Here is a 15,355-nt window from a genome sequence, read left to right on the forward strand (position 1 = left end):
TTCAAGCCCTTTCGCGGATGCCGGCCGGATTGCCCTTGATCACCCCGGCGCGGATGTCGTGCGGATCGAGGCGGCGGATGATCGCAAGCTGCTCCGCGGTCGGCGCCGGCGTTTCACGCACCTCGTCGGCCACCGCCAACGGGAAACCGGTTGCTTCCTGCACCTCGTCGAGCGTGACGCCGGGGTGGAGCGAGACGACGCGGATCGCATGATCCGGCCCACCGAAATCCATCACCGCGAGATCGGTGACGATCAGCCGCAGGTCGAGGTGATCGGTGTTGACGCCTTTGGTCCGCGCGGGATTGTAGCCGACGCTGGAGACCATATCGACCTCGCCCTCGACGAACACGCGCTTCGAATGCTGCGGCAGGAACATCGAGTTGATGTGGCTGATGCTGTTGCCCGGAAAGCCGCGCGCGCCGAGCATCTGCACCTTGGGCTGCCGATAATCCGGCCCGAGGCACGAGATGTTGGTCTGGCCGAAGCGATCGAGTTGGGTCGGGGTGACCATCGCGTGGCGCTTGCCCGACCACACCGCGGCGTCGAAGAAGCGCGAGAACGGGAGGTAACCGGCGAAGCGTGGCTTGTAATCGCCGCGCGGGCCGAGCGGCACCGGCTCCTCGACGAGGAACGCCTCGCCGTCGGTCATCATCAATTCGGGGGTGTGGGTCAGCTTGGCGAGCCCCGCGGCGATGCGCGGGATCGGGCCGATACCGGTGGCGACGACCTCGCCATTGCCGCGCCACGCCTCGGAACAGGCGACGATCAGCAGTTCGGCGAGGGTGAAATCGGAAGCGCTCATGCTTCGCCTCTTTTATAATCGGTTCGAAAAATGTGCCGGGGAGCGCCCCTGCCCATCGATCTCCCGTCATTCCCGCGAAGGCGGGAATCCATTCGCGCCGGCGTCGCGGCAAGAGCCCATAGGCCAGCCAGAATGGATTCCCGCCTTCGCGGGAATGACGGGGAGAGGTTGAGCTGCATCTCCAAACGCTTCGTTAGAAGATCGGCAGCGGCAGGCTGGCGATCTTCTCGCCGCCGACGCGCTCCAGATAGGCTTCCTCCCCCGCAGCGATATCGGCGTTGAGGCGATCCCAGCCGCCTTCCTCGCCCGCCGCCGCGGCATAGGATTTGAAATAGCCCATGTCCCAGCCATAGGCCGGGGGCATCGACGTCGGATGCGCGCCGAAGCGCGCAGGGATCACCCCCGTCACGAAGCAGCGCTCGAAGATCGACGTCTTGGCGTCGGCCGGATCGGGATAGCTTTCGTCCATCCGCTCGACCACTTCCTCCGCCGAGACATAGGCCTTGTCGGCGGCGCGGGCGAACCATTCGTCATAATAAGTATCCGGGCCGAGCGCCTGGATATTGCCGAAGCGATCGGCGCGGCTGACGTGGATCAGCGCGGCGTCGAGGCGGAGCGCCGGCATCGCCAGCAATTCCTCGCCATCGGCATAGGGCGATTTGACCGTCTTGAACCCGCCGTGGGTCATGATGTCGGTGCCGAGCCCGACGCGCGTCGGGAGGAACGGCAGCCGCATCGCCGCCGCCTTGAGCCCCCATTGCAACATCCCCTCGTCAAGCTCGAGCACGTCGATCGCGCCGCTCTCGCGCGCCTTGCGGAACCACGGCTCGAGCGGGATCGCATCGAGCGAGACGAAGCCGAAGATCAGCTTCCTGACCTTCCCCGCCGCGCACAGCAGCCCGATATCGGGGCCGCCGTAAGCGACGATCGTCAGGTCCTTGAGCGGCGAGCGCAGGATTTCGCGCACCAGCGCCATCGGCTTGCGCCGCGGGCCCCAGCCGGCGATGCCGATCGTCATTCCGTCCTTGAGCTGGCCGACGAAATCGGCCGCGGTCATGCGCTTGTCGAAGGTCATCCGCCGAAATTCCAGTGATGGCCCCATTCATCCTCTTTGAGGCTGATCGTGGGGGTGAAGGTGGTCCAGTCCGGGCGGATGCCGCCCGTGCCATATTCGATGTCGAAGCCCGACGGGGTCCGCATGTAGAAGCTGTACATCTTGTCGTTCATATGCTTGCCGAAGCTCGACGAGATGTGCGTCCCCGCGGCGATCGCGCGATCGAGCGCCTGGCCGACCGCATCGAGCGTCGGCACCTCGAACATCATGTGGATGCACCCCGACGGCGCGGGATATTCGCCCAGCGCGATGCTGTGGTGGCGCGGATTGTCGCAATGCAGGAAGTGGAAGCCGATGCCGGGATCGTCCGGCCCGCCCTGCATGAAGGCACGCATCTCGTCGCTGTCGCCGAAGCCGAGCAGATCGATATAGAAAGCGCGCGTCTCGGCGAGCTTCATCGCGGGGAGCACGACATGCCCCAGCCCCATCTCGCCCATCTCGAAATGCGGCACACCGACCGGCGAGATGAACGGCTTGCCGTCGACGATGTTGCCCCAGCCGAGTTCGAGCAGGTTGCCCGAGGGATCGTTAAGCCGCACGAATTCGCGTAGATGGCGATCCTTCGCCTCCGCCGCGCTCGCCGGCTCGAGCGCGACGCCGGCGGCGCGCAGCTTGGCGAGGCCGGCATCATAATCGGCCTTCGAGCCATAGACCCAGCCCGCGGCGTGGAACTTGTCGGCATCGGCCTTGCGGATCAGCAGGCGGAACGGGCGCTCGTCGAAGCGCAGCCGCACCTCGTCCGCGCCGCCCTCGCCAGTGTTTTCAAGCGCGCGCGCACCGATGACCTCTTCGCCATAGCGCCGCCACGCGTCGATATCGGCCGAGTCGATGACGGCATAGGCCAATGATTTCACTGCCATTCGGCATACCTCTCTGGATCGGGCCTCTGAGTCGGGGCCGCTCGCGCCTCCCCTCTCACCGGCTTACCGACGCCCTTTTGCCATTTCAAGCGGAATGCGCATCAATTTGCCAAAAGTAATACGCAAACCGAAAGTTACGAGCCGATCACTTGCCAGAGTGCGCCTTGAGGATCGCGAGGAACGACGGCCATTCATTGCCCCCGTCCGCCGCGAGCGAGGCACCGCTGACATAGGAGGCCATCGGCGAGGCAAGGAACAACGCCGCGTCGGCGATCTCCTCCGGACGGCCGAGCCGGCGCAGCCCGAGCGTGTCGGCGATCGCGGCCTGCGCATCGGCGCTGCCATAGGTCGTCGCGACATCCTCGGTGGCGATATAGCCGACGATGATCGAATTGAGCCGCACGGTCGGCCCCCATTCCTGCGCGAGGCTGCGGGTGAGCTGGACCAGCCCCGCCTTGGCCGCGGCATAGACCGCGGTGCCTGGCGAGGGGCGGGTCGCGGAGACGCTGGCGATGTTGACGATCGCCCCGCCATTGGCCTGCATCCAGCGATGCGCCGCCTGCGCGACATAGAGCGGCCCGAGCAGATTGAGCGCGATGACCCGCTCGGCGAAGCGCGGGCTGGCGGTGGCGGCGTCGCTTTCGGGCGAGCCGCCGGCATTGTTGATCACCGCGTCGATCCGGCCGTGCGCGGCGCCAATCGCATCGATCGCGGCGCGCACCGCCTCGGGATCGCGCACGTCGCACGCCTGAAATTCATAGCCGAGCGATTCGACCGGGACGCTGCGGCCGAAGCCGATCACCGTCGCCCCCGCCGCGGCGAAACGCGTCGCGATCGCGCGGCCGATGCCCCGGCTCGCCCCCGTGACGACCACCACGCGGCCTGCGAAATTCAGCGGATCGACCGACATTCCCTGCGCATCCTCCATCCTGGCCGATCCCCGTCGTTGCCCGGTTTCCCGCGCATTCCCATCACCATTCGGGGCTTGACCGACATGGCGACGGCGGGCGGCCTATACCGGCCGATTCCGGCCCCATCCTCGCGTCGCGCAACAAGATAGTCGAAGCGAGTCGATAGGCAATGTACAATTTGCGTAGCCTGATGCTATTTTGACTACGCATACTAGAGGATGAGCCTGTGGCCGAATCTGAGCCGATGACCATTACCGCCGTCGCAGAAGCCGCCGCGCGCCGTTTCGGCGACCAGCCGGCGATCGTTGACGGCGCGCGCATTGTGACCTTCGCCGGCCTGTGGGCCGAATCGCAGAAGATCGCGCGCGCCTTCGCCGGCGCAGGGCTGGCAAAGGGCGATCGTGTCGCGATCTGGGCACCAAACAGCCCCGAATGGATCCTCGCCTGCGTCGGCGCGCAGGCCGCGGGCTGCGTGGTGGTGACGCTCAACACCCGGCTCAAGGGCAATGAAGCAGCCTATATCCTCAACAAGTCGCGTGCGCGGACGCTGCTGACCGTCCACGATTTCCTCGACACCGATTATCCGACGCTGCTCGCCGGCGAGGATCTGCCGCACCTCGAGCGCACGATCTGCTTCGGCGCCGAATGGGACGCGTTCGTCGCCACCGCGCCGGAAAGCATCGCCCTCCCCGCGATCGCCCCCGACGATGCGTGCGACATCCTGTTCACCTCGGGCACCACCGGCGACCCCAAGGGCGTCGTCGCGACCCACGGCGCGTCGGTGCGCTCGTTCCGCACCTGGGTGAATGCGGTCGGGTTGCGCGCGGGCGACCGCTATCTGATCGTCAACCCCTTCTTCCACACCTTCGGCTATAAGGCGGGGTGGCTCGCCTGCCTGATCGCGGGGGCGACGATCTATCCGCTCGCGATCCTCGATACCAAGCGTTTGATCGACCTCGTCTCGACGCACCGCATCAGCGTGCTGCCGGGGCCGCCGGCGATCTTCCAGACCCTGCTCGCCACCGATCTCGGCGACGCCGACCTGTCGTCGCTGCGGCTGTCGATCACCGGCGCCGCTTCGGTCCCCGCCGCGCTGATCGAGCGGATGCGCAGCGATCTGGGGATCGATACCGTGCTGACCGGTTACGGCCTCACCGAATCCGCCGGGATCGTCTCGATCTCCGCCGCCGACGACCCGGCCGAGATCGTCGCGCGCACCGCCGGCCGCCCGATCCCCGGGATCGAGGTGCGCATCGCCGATCCCGACGAGAGCGGCGCGGGCGAGGTGCTGGTACGCGGCTTCAACGTGATGCGCGGCTATTTCGAGGACGATGGCGCGACCGCCGAGGCGATCGACTCGGACGGCTGGCTCCATACCGGCGACATCGGCCGGTTCGAGCCGGGCGGCGAGCTGGTGATCACCGACCGGATCAAGGACATGTACATTTCGGGCGGCTTCAACTGCTACCCGGCCGAAATCGAGCGCGCGTTGCAACGCCACCCCGATGTCGCGCTCGCCGCGGTGATCGGCATTCCCCACGAACGGCTGGGGGAAGTCGGCAAGGCGTTCGTCGTGCCGCGCGCCGGGCATAGGCCCGATGCCGACGAACTGCTCGTCTGGGCGCGCGCCAACATGGCCAATTACAAAGCGCCGCGCAGCATCGAGATCGTCGAGGCGCTCCCACTCAACGCATCGGGCAAGGTGCAGAAATTTGCATTGCGCCCCTGAATCCGGATTGACGGCTTGCGTAGCCAAATATAGTTTTCATTACGAATATCGAACTTTCAGCCTCGATTTCTCCGCGACAAGCGCAGATAGCGGGCAAGGAGACTATAATGGCGACAGCCGCACAACAGGCGAGCGCACGCATTCCGAGCGGTGAGGAACTGATCGAGCGCGCGCGGGCGATGATCCCCGCGCTCAAGGCGCGCGCCGCGCAGGCGACCGCACAGCGCCGCATCCCCGACGAGACGATCGCCGAGATGCAAGCCGCGGGGTTCTTCCGCATCCTCCAGCCCAAGCGCTGGGGCGGCTATGAGATGCACCCCAATATATTCTTCGAGGTGCAGAAATTGCTCGCCGAGGGCTGCATGTCGACCGGCTGGGTCTATGGCGTGGTCGGCGGCCACCCCTATGAGCTCGCGCTGTTCCACAATCAGGCGCAGCAGGAAGTGTGGGGCGAGAATGACGCGACGCTCGTCTCCTCCTCCTATCAGCCGGTGGGCAAGGTCGAGCGGACCGAAGGCGGTTTCTATCTTTCGGGGCAATGGGGCTTTTCGAGCGGGTCGGAACATTGCGAATGGGTGCTGCTCGGCGCGATGATCCCGCCCGCCAAGGAAGGCGATGCGCCCGATATGCGCACCTTCCTCGTCCCGCGCAGCGATTATCAGATCAAGGACACCTGGCATGTCTTCGGGCTGCAGGGCACCGGCAGCCAGGATATCGTGGTCGACCGCGCCTTCGTCCCCGAGCATCGCACCCACAAGGCGAGCGATGGCTTCCTGTGCACCAATCCGGGGCAGGTCGAGAATGACGCGCCAATGTATCGCCTGCCCTGGGCGCAGGTGTTCGTGCGGCTCGTCTCCAGCGCCGCGCTGGGCGGCGCCAAGGCGGCGACCAAAAGCGCGATCGAGATCATGAAGACGCGCATCTCGACCAACACCGGCAAGGCTTCCAAGGCCGATCCGCTGCTGCAGAATGCGATCGCCAGGGCCTGGGCCGAGATCGACGAGATGGAAGCGGTGCTGGCGCGCAATTTCAACGCGATGATCGCGCATGCCGAGGCGGGCGAGCCGATCCCGATGGAGGAGCGCACGTTGTTCCGCTTCCAGTCGGGCTCGGTGGTGCGGCGCTGCGCCGCGCTGGTCGACGGGCTGCTGCCGCTGCTCGGCGGGCGCGCGATCTATATGTCGAGCCCGGTGATCCAGCCGTGGCTCGATCTCCACGCGGCGCGGGCGCATGTCGCGAACGATCCGAATAACTTCGGGCCGGATGTGGTCAACGCGCTGCTCGGCGAGCCGCCGAGCTTCATGTTCCTCTGAGCGATGATTTGAGAAGAAACCTTCTTCGTCATTCCCGCGAAGGCGGGAATCCAGATGCGCTGCCGTTGCGATTTTATCGCAAGAACCTGGGTGAATGGATTCCCGCCTTCGCGGGAATGGCGGGATAGAAAAAAACGGAGTGGATCGAATGGCCAACGACGTGAAGCGTACGATCTACAAGGTCGCCGGCGGATATGAGATTTCGATCGCCGAGACGGGCAGCGGGCCGGCGGTGGTGTTCGTCCACGGCAGCGGGCCGGGCGCGTCGGGCTATTCCAATTTCAAGCAGAATATCGCCGCCTTCGTCGACGCGGGTTACCGCGTCCTGCTCCCCGACATGATCGGTTACGGCGATTCATCGAAGCCCGAGGGCATCGACTATACGCTCGCGCTGTTCACCGACACTTTGTACGACGCGCTCGTCCAGGCCGGGGTGACCAAAGCGGTGCTGGTCGGCAATTCGCTCGGCGGCGGGGTCGCGATCCAGATGTCGCTCGATCATCCCGGTTTCGCCGAGAAACTGGTGCTGATGGCGCCCGGCTGTATCGAGGAACTGCCGGTCTATTTCGCGATGCCGGGGATCGCCAAGATGGTCGGCGATTTCACCAGCCCCGATTTCACGCTCGACGATCAGCGCAAGCTCGTCTCGAACCTCGTCTATGACGCATCGGTGATCACCGATGCTTTGGTCGCGGAACGCTATGCGGTCGCGCGCACCCAGCCCAAGGACGTGCTGGCGCGGATGCGCACCCCCAATCTCGCGCCGCGGCTCGGCGAATTGCCGATGCCGATCATCGGCTTCTGGGGCCAGAATGACGAATTCTGCCCCGCTTCGGGGGCGCAGCGCTTCCTCGACGCCTGCCCCGATGCGCGCTTCATGATCTTCAACAAGGTCGGGCATTGGGTGCAGGTCGAACGCACCGCCGAGTTCAACCGTTACGCACTGGATTTTCTGCGTGGCTGACGTTTCCGCCCTTGGCGCCGAGTTGTTCGCCGCGCTGCGCGGCCGCAACACGGTCGCCCCGCTGATCGCGCGCAATCCCGAGCTGACGATCGACGACGCTTATCAGATCTCGCTCGATTTCCTTGCGCGGCGCCGCGCCGAAGGCGAGCGCGTGGTGGGCAAGAAGATCGGCGTGACGAGCAAGGCGGTGCAGGACATGCTCGGCGTCCACCAGCCCGATTTCGGCTTTCTCACCGATCGGATGGACGTGCCAGACGGGGTGATCGACGTGAATGCGCACGGGCTGATCCAGCCGCGCGCCGAGGCGGAGATCGCCTTCATCCTCTCGGCGCCGCTGACCGGTCCGGGGGTGACCGACGCCGACGTGCTCGCGGCGACCGCGGCGATCGCGCCGTGCTTCGAGATCGTCGACAGCCGGATCGACGACTGGAAGATCGGCATCGTCGATACCGTCGCGGATAATGCCTCGTGCGGGGTCTATGTCGTCGGCGAGGCGCGGGTCGATCCACGCTCGGTCGATCTGCCGGGGCTCAAGGTCACGGTGACCAAGAATGGCGCGCCCTTGTCCGAAGGCTATGGCTCGGCGGTGCAGGGATCGCCGCTCACCGCGGTGGCGTGGCTCGCCAATACCCTCGGGCGCTACGGCGTGACGCTCGATGCGGGCGATGTGATCCTCTCGGGCTCACTCGTGCCGCTCGAACCGGCGCGCATCGGCGACGTGTTCGTCATGAACCTCGAGGGCGTGGGCAGCTGCACCGCGCGCTTCGTCTAGGAGCGCCGGCGTGACCGATTTCGCGCCGCACCGCCTGCTCGCGGCAAGCGAGGTTCCGGCGTGGGACGTCGAGACCGAGGTGGCGATCGTCGGCTTCGGCATCGCCGGCGCCTGCGCCGCGATCGAGGCGGCCGAGGCCGGCGCCAGGGTGACCCTGTTCGAGGCGACCTCGGGCAGCGGCGGCGCTTCGGCGCTGTCGGGCGGGGAGATGTATATCGGCGGCGGCGGCGGGACCGATGCGCAGCGCGCCGCGGGGTTCGCCGATACGACCGAGGCGCTTGAGGGCTATCTGATGATGGCCGGCGGCCCCGATGCCGATCCGGCCAAGGTCAGGCTCTACGCCGCCGAGAGCCTCGACCATTATCAATGGCTCAAGGATCAGGGCGTGCCCTACAAGGGCAGCTTCCTTCCCGGCAAAATCATCGAGCCGGCCGAGGACGATACCCTGATCTGGTCGGGCAGCGAGGCGGCATGGCCGTTCGCCGAGACCGCCACCCCTGCCCCGCGCGGCCATACAATCCAGTGGATGGGCTGGGGCGGCGGGCGCAAGCTGATCGACATCCTCGAAACGCGCGTCCGCGCGCTCGGCGTCAACGTGCACACCGATGCGCGGACACTCTGCCTCGTCGGCGACAAGGGCCGTGTCGTCGGCGTCGTCGTGCGGATCGACGGCAAGCCGCTTTACGTGCGCGCCAGCAAGGGGGTGATCCTTGCCACCGGCGGCTTCTGCATGAATGCCGAAATGGTCAGGCGCTACGCCCCCGGCGCGCTGCGCGCATCCGAACCGATCGGCGAGAACGATAACGGCTCGGGCATCCTGATGGGCATGGCCGCGGGCGGCGACGCGATCCATATGGACGAATTCTTCACCACCTGCCCGTGGATCATGCCCGAAAGTCTGGTGAAGGGCATTTTCGTCAACGAGCGCGGGCAGCGCTTCATCAACGAGGATTGCTATCACGGCCGGGTCAGCCGGACGATGCTCGACCAGCCGGGCGAGCGCGTCTTCCTGCTGGTCGACAACGAGATTTTCGGCCGCCCGATCGACCTCGCGCGGATCGAGATCGCCGCGGTCGGGGATAGCTGGGCCGAGGTGGAGCGCGAACTCGGGCTCCCCGAGGCGACGCTGGCGGCGACGGTGGAAACCTTCAACCGCTACGCCGCCGAGGGGCACGACCCGATCTACCACAAGGCGCCCGAGTGGCTGAAGGTGCTCGATCGGGGGCCGTTCGCCGCGCTCGAACTCAATTTCAGGACCAGCTTCTTTTCCTTCTTCACGCTCGGCGGGCTCAACACCCTGCCGACCGGCGAGGTGCTCGATCGCGCCGGCCAGCCGATCGCGGGGCTTTACGCCGCGGGTCGCGCGACCTGCGGGCTGCCGCGCTGGGGCCACGGCTACAGCTCGGGCATGAGCCTCGCCGACGGCAGTTTCTTCGGCCGGATGGCCGGGCGTCGGGCCGCAACGGCGGTCGGCGAAAGCATCGTGCGTTAGATCGGGGTCACTTATCCCCGTTCGCCCTGAGCTTGTCGAAGGGCGGCCCGAACTCGCGAACGGCAGGACGCCCTTCGACAAGCTCAGGGCGAACGGATTGTATTTGGACAGGCGCGGCAACGACCGCGCCGACCACGACAGGAGAGCCACAACGATGAAAGGCGTGCGTTTCGATTATGCCGGCGCGGAAGTGCTGGTCGCGGGCGGTAGCGGCGGGATCGGGGCGGCGATCGCCGCGGCCTATCGCGAGGCGGGCGCCAATGTCACGATCACCGGCACCCGCGCGTCGGCGAGCGATTACGACGATCTGGTTCCGGGCTGCGGCTATCGCCAGCTCGATATCGAAAGCGCCGACAGCATCGCCGCGTTAGCCGCCGCCACCGCGCGGTGCGATATCCTGATCAACTCCACCGGCATCGCGCTGATGACGATCGGGCTTGACGAATATGAGCCCGACATCTTCGATCGCGCGGTGCGGATGCACCTTACCGGCGCCTATCGCCTCGCCCACGCCTTTCGCGACAAACTGGCGGCGAGCAGCATCGCCGGCGGCGGGTCGTTCATCGGCATCGCCTCGCTCTCCAGCTTCTTCGGGATCGAGCAGGTGCCGGGTTACGGCGCGGCTAAGGCGGGGCTGGTGCAGATGATGAAGACGCTCGCGCTCGCCTGGGCCAAGCATCATATCCGCGCCAATGCCGTCGCCGCGGGGCTGACCGAAAGCAAGATGACCGCCGGGGTCAAGCATATGCCCGAGGTGCTGGCGCCGACGATCGCGCGGACGCCGTTGGGGCGAATCGGCGTCCCCGAGGATATCGCGGGCGCTGTGCTGTTCCTCACCAGCCCGGCGGCGAGCTTCATCACCGGCCAGACGCTGCTGATCGACGGCGGCTATAGCGTGGTGGGGTGACGCGATGAGCGCTTCCCCCATCCGCATCGACGATCTCGCCCGGCCGCGGCTTTCGCCGCTGCTCGAGGAGATGATCGCGCGCGCCGCGCCGCCCGAGCGGCTGGCCGCGCAAGCCGTGCTCGATGCCGCGAGCGCCGCGACCGGGCTCTCCGATTTCGGCGACCGCGAATTCGTCGCGCGGCTCGATCTATGGTGCGCCTCGGTCGACGCCGATACCGGGCTCAACCCATGGGGCCGCGCGTCGCTGTTCAACGATTTCATCCGGCTCGCGATCAACCGGTTGAAGGTCGAGGACATGATCCGGCGCCAACCGGAAATCCTCGATATCGAGATCGAGCGCCCGATCATCATCGCCGGGCTGCCGCGATCGGGGACGACGCATCTCGTCAATATCCTGTCGGCCGATCCGCGGCTCAATTCGATGCCCTTGTGGGAATCGATGCAGCCGGTGCCCGAAGGCACACCGCCCGCCGATCGATCGCAGGACCCGCGTTTCCTCCAGACCCGGCAATTCTGGGGCGCGTTCGAGGAAGCTTTGCCGCACATGCGCGCGATGCACGAAATGGCGCCCGATCACACGCATGAGGAGATCGAGCTGCAGAAGATCGATTTCGCTTCCTACGAACTCGAATGGCTCAGCCGCCCGCATGCGTGGCGCGAATATTATCTGACCCACGATCAGACGCCGCATTACGCTTACGGAAAGAAGGTATTGCAATTGCTCACCTGGCTGCGCGGGCCGCGCCGCTGGGTGCTCAAATCGCCGCAGCATATGGAGCAGCTCGGGCCGTTGAAGGCGGTGTTCCCCGACGCGACCCTCGTGATCACCCACCGCGATCCGCTGGCGGTGATCCAGTCGGCGGTGACGATGATCGCCTACGGTGATCGCCTGCGCCGCAGGGACACCGATCCCCCCGCCACCGCGCGCTACTGGATCGACCGGATCGAGACCTTGCTGCGCCGCTGCGTGCGCGATCGTGCCTCGTGGGGACCGGAGCGGTCGCTCGACGTCTATTTCGATCGCTATATGGCCGATCAGGACGCAACCCTCGATCGCATCGCCGCGCTCGCCGGGCTCGAACGCACCCCCGAGGCGCGCGCGGCGATCGACGCTTATGTCGCCAGCCACCCGCGCGCGATGCACGGCAAGGTGGTGTACGATCTCGCGGGCGATTTCGACGTCGATATCGCCGCGCTGCGCGAACGTTTCGCTTTCTACTTCGACGCTTTCCCGGTGGCGGAGGAAAAATTGTGACCGCGATGATGCCCAGCGTGGCCGTCCACGGCCCCAATGACGTGCGGATCGACCAGATCGAAACCCCGGTGCCCGGCCCCGACGATATCGTCGTCCGCGTCGCCGCCTGCGGGATTTGCGGCACCGATCTCGGCTATGCCCGCGCCGGCGGCCTGCCGGTCGGCGGGACCGGCGCACCGGTGCCGCTCGGGCATGAATTCTCGGGGACGATCGAGGCCGTCGGCAGCAAGGTCAGCGGGGTCGCGCCGGGCCAGCGGGTCGTCGTCGATCCCACCACGCCGAGCAATTATATCGGCAGCGGCGGCGCGGGCGCCTTCGCCCCGCTGATCCTCGTCCGCGACATCAGCTCGCAGCCGATGGTCTATCCGATCCCCGACACGCTCGATTTCGAGACCGCCGCGTTGGTCGAGCCGCTGTCGGTCGCGCTCCACGGCGTCTATCGCTCGGGCGCCGAGCCGGGCGAGAAAGCGGTGGTATTCGGCGCCGGGCCGATCGGGCTCGGGGTGGTCGCGATGCTGCGCCACAAGGGCATCACCGATATCATCGCGGTCGATCGCTCGAACGGCCGGCTCGCCCGCGCCCGTGCGCTCGGCGCGCGCGTCACGCTCAACCCCGATGACGGCGATATCTGGGACACAATCGGCGCCGAACACGGCACGAGCGAGCTTTACGGGATGAAGGTGGTCGATACCGACCAGTTCATCGAGGTGTCCGGCGCGCCGCCGGTGATCCCCGCGGTGCTCGCCAATGCCCGCTTCCACGCGCATCTCACGGTGATCGCGGTGCATCATCAGGATGTGCCGGTCAATTTCGCGCTGGTGCTGGCGAAGGAGATGCGGATCACCACCGCGATGGCCTATCCGACCGAATTCGCCGAGGTGGTCGATATCCTCGCGCGCGGCGCGATCGATACCACAGCTTTGGTCAGCCACCGTTTCGACTTCCGCGATTTCACCGAGGCTTTCGCCACCGCCGCCGATACCGAACGTGCGGCGAAGGTTCTCGTCACTTTCGGAGAAGCAGCATGAGCGCCGAACAACGCCTCCTCACCGGCCGCGCGTGGGACGATTTCTGCGACCAGCTCAAACTCGCCGGGCGCGCGATCGATCGTTTCGGCGACGAGCCCGACGCGCAGGATCGCGCCGAATTCTACCGCTTCCTCACCAGGCTGGTGCGCAACGGCTGCGAGCGCTTCGTCGAGAATTGCGAGCCCAACCGGCCGCGGCTGCGCGACGTGCCGTGGCGCTCGACGATCAATTTCCAGAGCCCCGATCAGGATCATCTGCTCTGCGAATTCGATGAAGCGCGTGAATATCGCATCACCGGCAATCGCGGCACCGTGCCCTATTTCGTGATGGCGGCGTGGAACGCGCCCATCCCGCGCGATCATGCCGCGCGCGACTGGGCGGGCGAGGGCTTTGCCGCGCTCGCCGATTTCGACGTCACCCGGCTCAACACCACCGGTTTCCTGCAGAGCGACGCGATCGATTTCGACGCCGAGGGAAATTTCGAAGTGTGGGTGGGCGGCGCCGAGCGCGCGCGCAACTGGCTGCCGCTGACCGCCGACAGCTGCGGGCTGCTGATCCGCATCGTCCACCTCGATCGCGCCAATGAGCGCGAACCGGTGATGCGGATCGAGCGCGTCGACGGCACCGCCTCCTCCCCGATCGCCCCTGCCGATGTGGCGAGCGGGCTGGCCAAGGCGGGCAATGAGGTGCTCGGCTATGTCGAGCTGGTCCGCGCCTGGTGGCAGGAGCGGCTTGCCGACCTCCCCAATATGCTCCGCTTCTCACGCAATCTCTATCTCTCGAACGGCGGGGTCGCCGATCGTCACCACGCCTTCGGGACGTGGCGGATCGAGCCGGATCAGGCGCTGGTGCTCAGCTTCACCCCGCCCGAGACCGAAACGTGGATCTTCCAGCTCTGCTCGATGTGGCAGGAGAATCTGGACTGTTACGAGGACGGGCTGGGGTACGTGAACAAATTGCGCGCGCATTACGAGCCCGACGGCTCCGTGCGGATCGTGGTTTCGGCGACGCGCCCCGCGCTCGACGGCGGCAATTGGGTGCCGACCTGGGGCCATGTCCGCGGGGGGATGAGCCTGCGGCTGATCAAGACCGAAACCCCGCCGCCGGTCACGGTCCATTTAGTCCAAGTGGAGGATTTGGCGCGCGAAGGCTGGGGTTATCTCGACAATGCACAAGCGCTGATGACTGGAGAGGTAACCGCCTGATGACCGACACCCATGCCCTGTCCTGCGACGCCGAGCTCGCCGCGCAGATCGCCGAGACCGCGGGCCGCCTGTTGCTCGATCTGCGCGACAGCGGGCTGATCGCCGGCAAGGCGCTCGGCAAGGCGGGCGATCTCGTCGCCAATGCCTTCATCCTCGAAGCGCTCAAGGCGCAGCGCCCCGACGACGGCGTGCTCTCCGAAGAAAGCGTCGACGATCCGGTGCGGCTGGAAAAGTCCCGCGTGTGGATCGTCGATCCGCTCGACGGGACGCGCGAATATTCCGAAGGCCGCGGCGACTGGGCGGTGCATATCGCGCTGGCGATCGACGGCGCGCCGGCAATCGGCGCGGTCGCGCTGCCGGGGCAGGACCTCGTGCTGCGCACCGATGCGCCGCCCGCCGATCAGCCGCGTCCCGAACGCGTCCGCCTGCTCGTCAGCCGCACCCGCCCGCCCGCCGAGGCGGAGGCGGTCGCCGCAGCTCTGGGCGCCGAATTGGTGCCGATGGGCTCGGCGGGTGCCAAGGCGATGGCGGTGCTGCTCGGCCAGGGCGACATCTATCTCCACGCCGGGGGGCAATATGAATGGGACAATTGCGCCCCCGCCGCGGTCGCGCTCGCCGCGGGCTATGAGGCGACCCGCATCGACGGCGCGCCCTTGCGCTACAATAGTGCCAACCCCAGCTTGCCCGATCTGTTGATCTGCCCCAAGCACCTCACAGCCCGGGTGCGCGCCGCGCTAGGGTCTAAACTCACTCAGGACAACGCCGTGACGGAGCGGATTTTGGTGCCAGGCAAGGAGCAAGGAGAGAGCGATGCTCATGCATCGTGACCGACGCGCGACGCCGCATGGCGCCAAAAGCCGCCCGCCCCGAAGGGGTCGCCCGGAGAAGCCCGCTGGACGGCGTCGCTTGCTTGCGCGTAGCTATTGCTACGCGTCTGCGCTGCGCTCCTTGCCAGCGGGCTTCTCCGGACGATCACGACGCTGTCCTGAATGAGTTTAGACCC

14 protein-coding genes are annotated in these 15,355 nt (G+C 66.6%); 10 read left to right on the top strand and 4 right to left on the bottom strand.

The window, feature by feature from the left end:
• Position 1 precedes the first annotated feature (1 nt).
• From NED98_RS11935 to NED98_RS11950, 4 genes are all read right to left on the bottom strand, one after another.
• On the bottom strand, positions 2-802 hold the full coding sequence (locus NED98_RS11935; RefSeq protein ID WP_179511085.1) for a CoA-transferase subunit beta: 801 nt from the start codon (positions 800-802) through the stop codon (positions 2-4).
• 193 nt (positions 803-995) lie between these two features.
• Positions 996-1,877, bottom strand: a complete 882-nt coding sequence (locus NED98_RS11940) for a CoA transferase subunit A (RefSeq protein WP_265313162.1) — start codon at positions 1,875-1,877, stop codon at positions 996-998.
• Positions 1,874-2,776: a VOC family protein gene (locus tag NED98_RS11945; RefSeq protein WP_179511084.1), complete on the bottom strand. Its 903-nt coding sequence runs from the start codon at positions 2,774-2,776 to the stop codon at positions 1,874-1,876. Before NED98_RS11945 ends, NED98_RS11940 begins: the two co-directional genes overlap by 4 nt.
• 145 nt (positions 2,777-2,921) lie before the next feature.
• Positions 2,922-3,704, bottom strand: a complete 783-nt coding sequence (locus tag NED98_RS11950) for an SDR family oxidoreductase (RefSeq protein WP_265313163.1) — start codon at positions 3,702-3,704, stop codon at positions 2,922-2,924.
• A 209-nt stretch (positions 3,705-3,913) separates the two neighbouring features.
• On the opposite strand from NED98_RS11950, the gene NED98_RS11955 reads away from it, so the two are divergent.
• From NED98_RS11955 to NED98_RS12000, 10 genes are all read left to right on the top strand, one after another.
• Positions 3,914-5,416 (top strand): FadD3 family acyl-CoA ligase, encoded by a 1,503-nt coding sequence (locus NED98_RS11955; protein ID WP_349293258.1) that lies wholly within the window; start codon positions 3,914-3,916, stop codon positions 5,414-5,416.
• A 107-nt stretch (positions 5,417-5,523) separates the two neighbouring features.
• On the top strand, positions 5,524-6,729 hold the full coding sequence (locus NED98_RS11960; RefSeq protein ID WP_265313164.1) for an acyl-CoA dehydrogenase family protein: 1,206 nt from the start codon (positions 5,524-5,526) through the stop codon (positions 6,727-6,729).
• A 148-nt stretch (positions 6,730-6,877) separates the two neighbouring features.
• On the top strand, positions 6,878-7,693 hold the full coding sequence (locus NED98_RS11965) for an alpha/beta fold hydrolase (RefSeq protein ID WP_265313165.1): 816 nt from the start codon (positions 6,878-6,880) through the stop codon (positions 7,691-7,693).
• Positions 7,686-8,465, top strand: coding sequence for a fumarylacetoacetate hydrolase family protein (locus NED98_RS11970; protein WP_265313166.1), 780 nt, complete (start codon positions 7,686-7,688; stop codon positions 8,463-8,465). Before NED98_RS11965 ends, NED98_RS11970 begins: the two co-directional genes overlap by 8 nt.
• A gap of 10 nt (positions 8,466-8,475) precedes the next feature.
• Positions 8,476-9,957, top strand: coding sequence for an FAD-dependent oxidoreductase (locus NED98_RS11975; protein WP_265313167.1), 1,482 nt, complete (start codon positions 8,476-8,478; stop codon positions 9,955-9,957).
• A gap of 154 nt (positions 9,958-10,111) precedes the next feature.
• Positions 10,112-10,864: an SDR family NAD(P)-dependent oxidoreductase gene (locus NED98_RS11980; protein WP_265313168.1), complete on the top strand. Its 753-nt coding sequence runs from the start codon at positions 10,112-10,114 to the stop codon at positions 10,862-10,864.
• Between the two features lie 4 nt (positions 10,865-10,868).
• Positions 10,869-12,119 carry a sulfotransferase family protein gene (locus tag NED98_RS11985; RefSeq protein WP_265313169.1) on the top strand — a complete coding sequence of 417 codons (1,251 nt, stop codon included), beginning with the start codon at positions 10,869-10,871 and terminating at the stop codon, positions 12,117-12,119.
• 5 nt (positions 12,120-12,124) lie between these two features.
• A complete protein-coding gene (locus tag NED98_RS11990; protein ID WP_265313284.1) occupies positions 12,125-13,147 on the top strand; it encodes a zinc-dependent alcohol dehydrogenase in 1,023 nt (340 codons plus the stop codon).
• On the top strand, positions 13,144-14,352 hold the full coding sequence (locus NED98_RS11995) for a DUF1214 domain-containing protein (protein WP_265313170.1): 1,209 nt from the start codon (positions 13,144-13,146) through the stop codon (positions 14,350-14,352). Before NED98_RS11990 ends, NED98_RS11995 begins: the two co-directional genes overlap by 4 nt.
• Positions 14,352-15,179, top strand: a complete 828-nt coding sequence (locus NED98_RS12000; protein WP_284699544.1) for a 3'(2'),5'-bisphosphate nucleotidase CysQ — start codon at positions 14,352-14,354, stop codon at positions 15,177-15,179. Before NED98_RS11995 ends, NED98_RS12000 begins: the two co-directional genes overlap by 1 nt.
• Positions 15,180-15,355: the final 176 nt, after the last annotated feature.

The organism is Sphingomonas lycopersici (genome assembly GCF_026130605.1).
In the GTDB taxonomy this organism is placed as follows: domain Bacteria; phylum Pseudomonadota; class Alphaproteobacteria; order Sphingomonadales; family Sphingomonadaceae; genus Sphingomonas; species Sphingomonas lycopersici.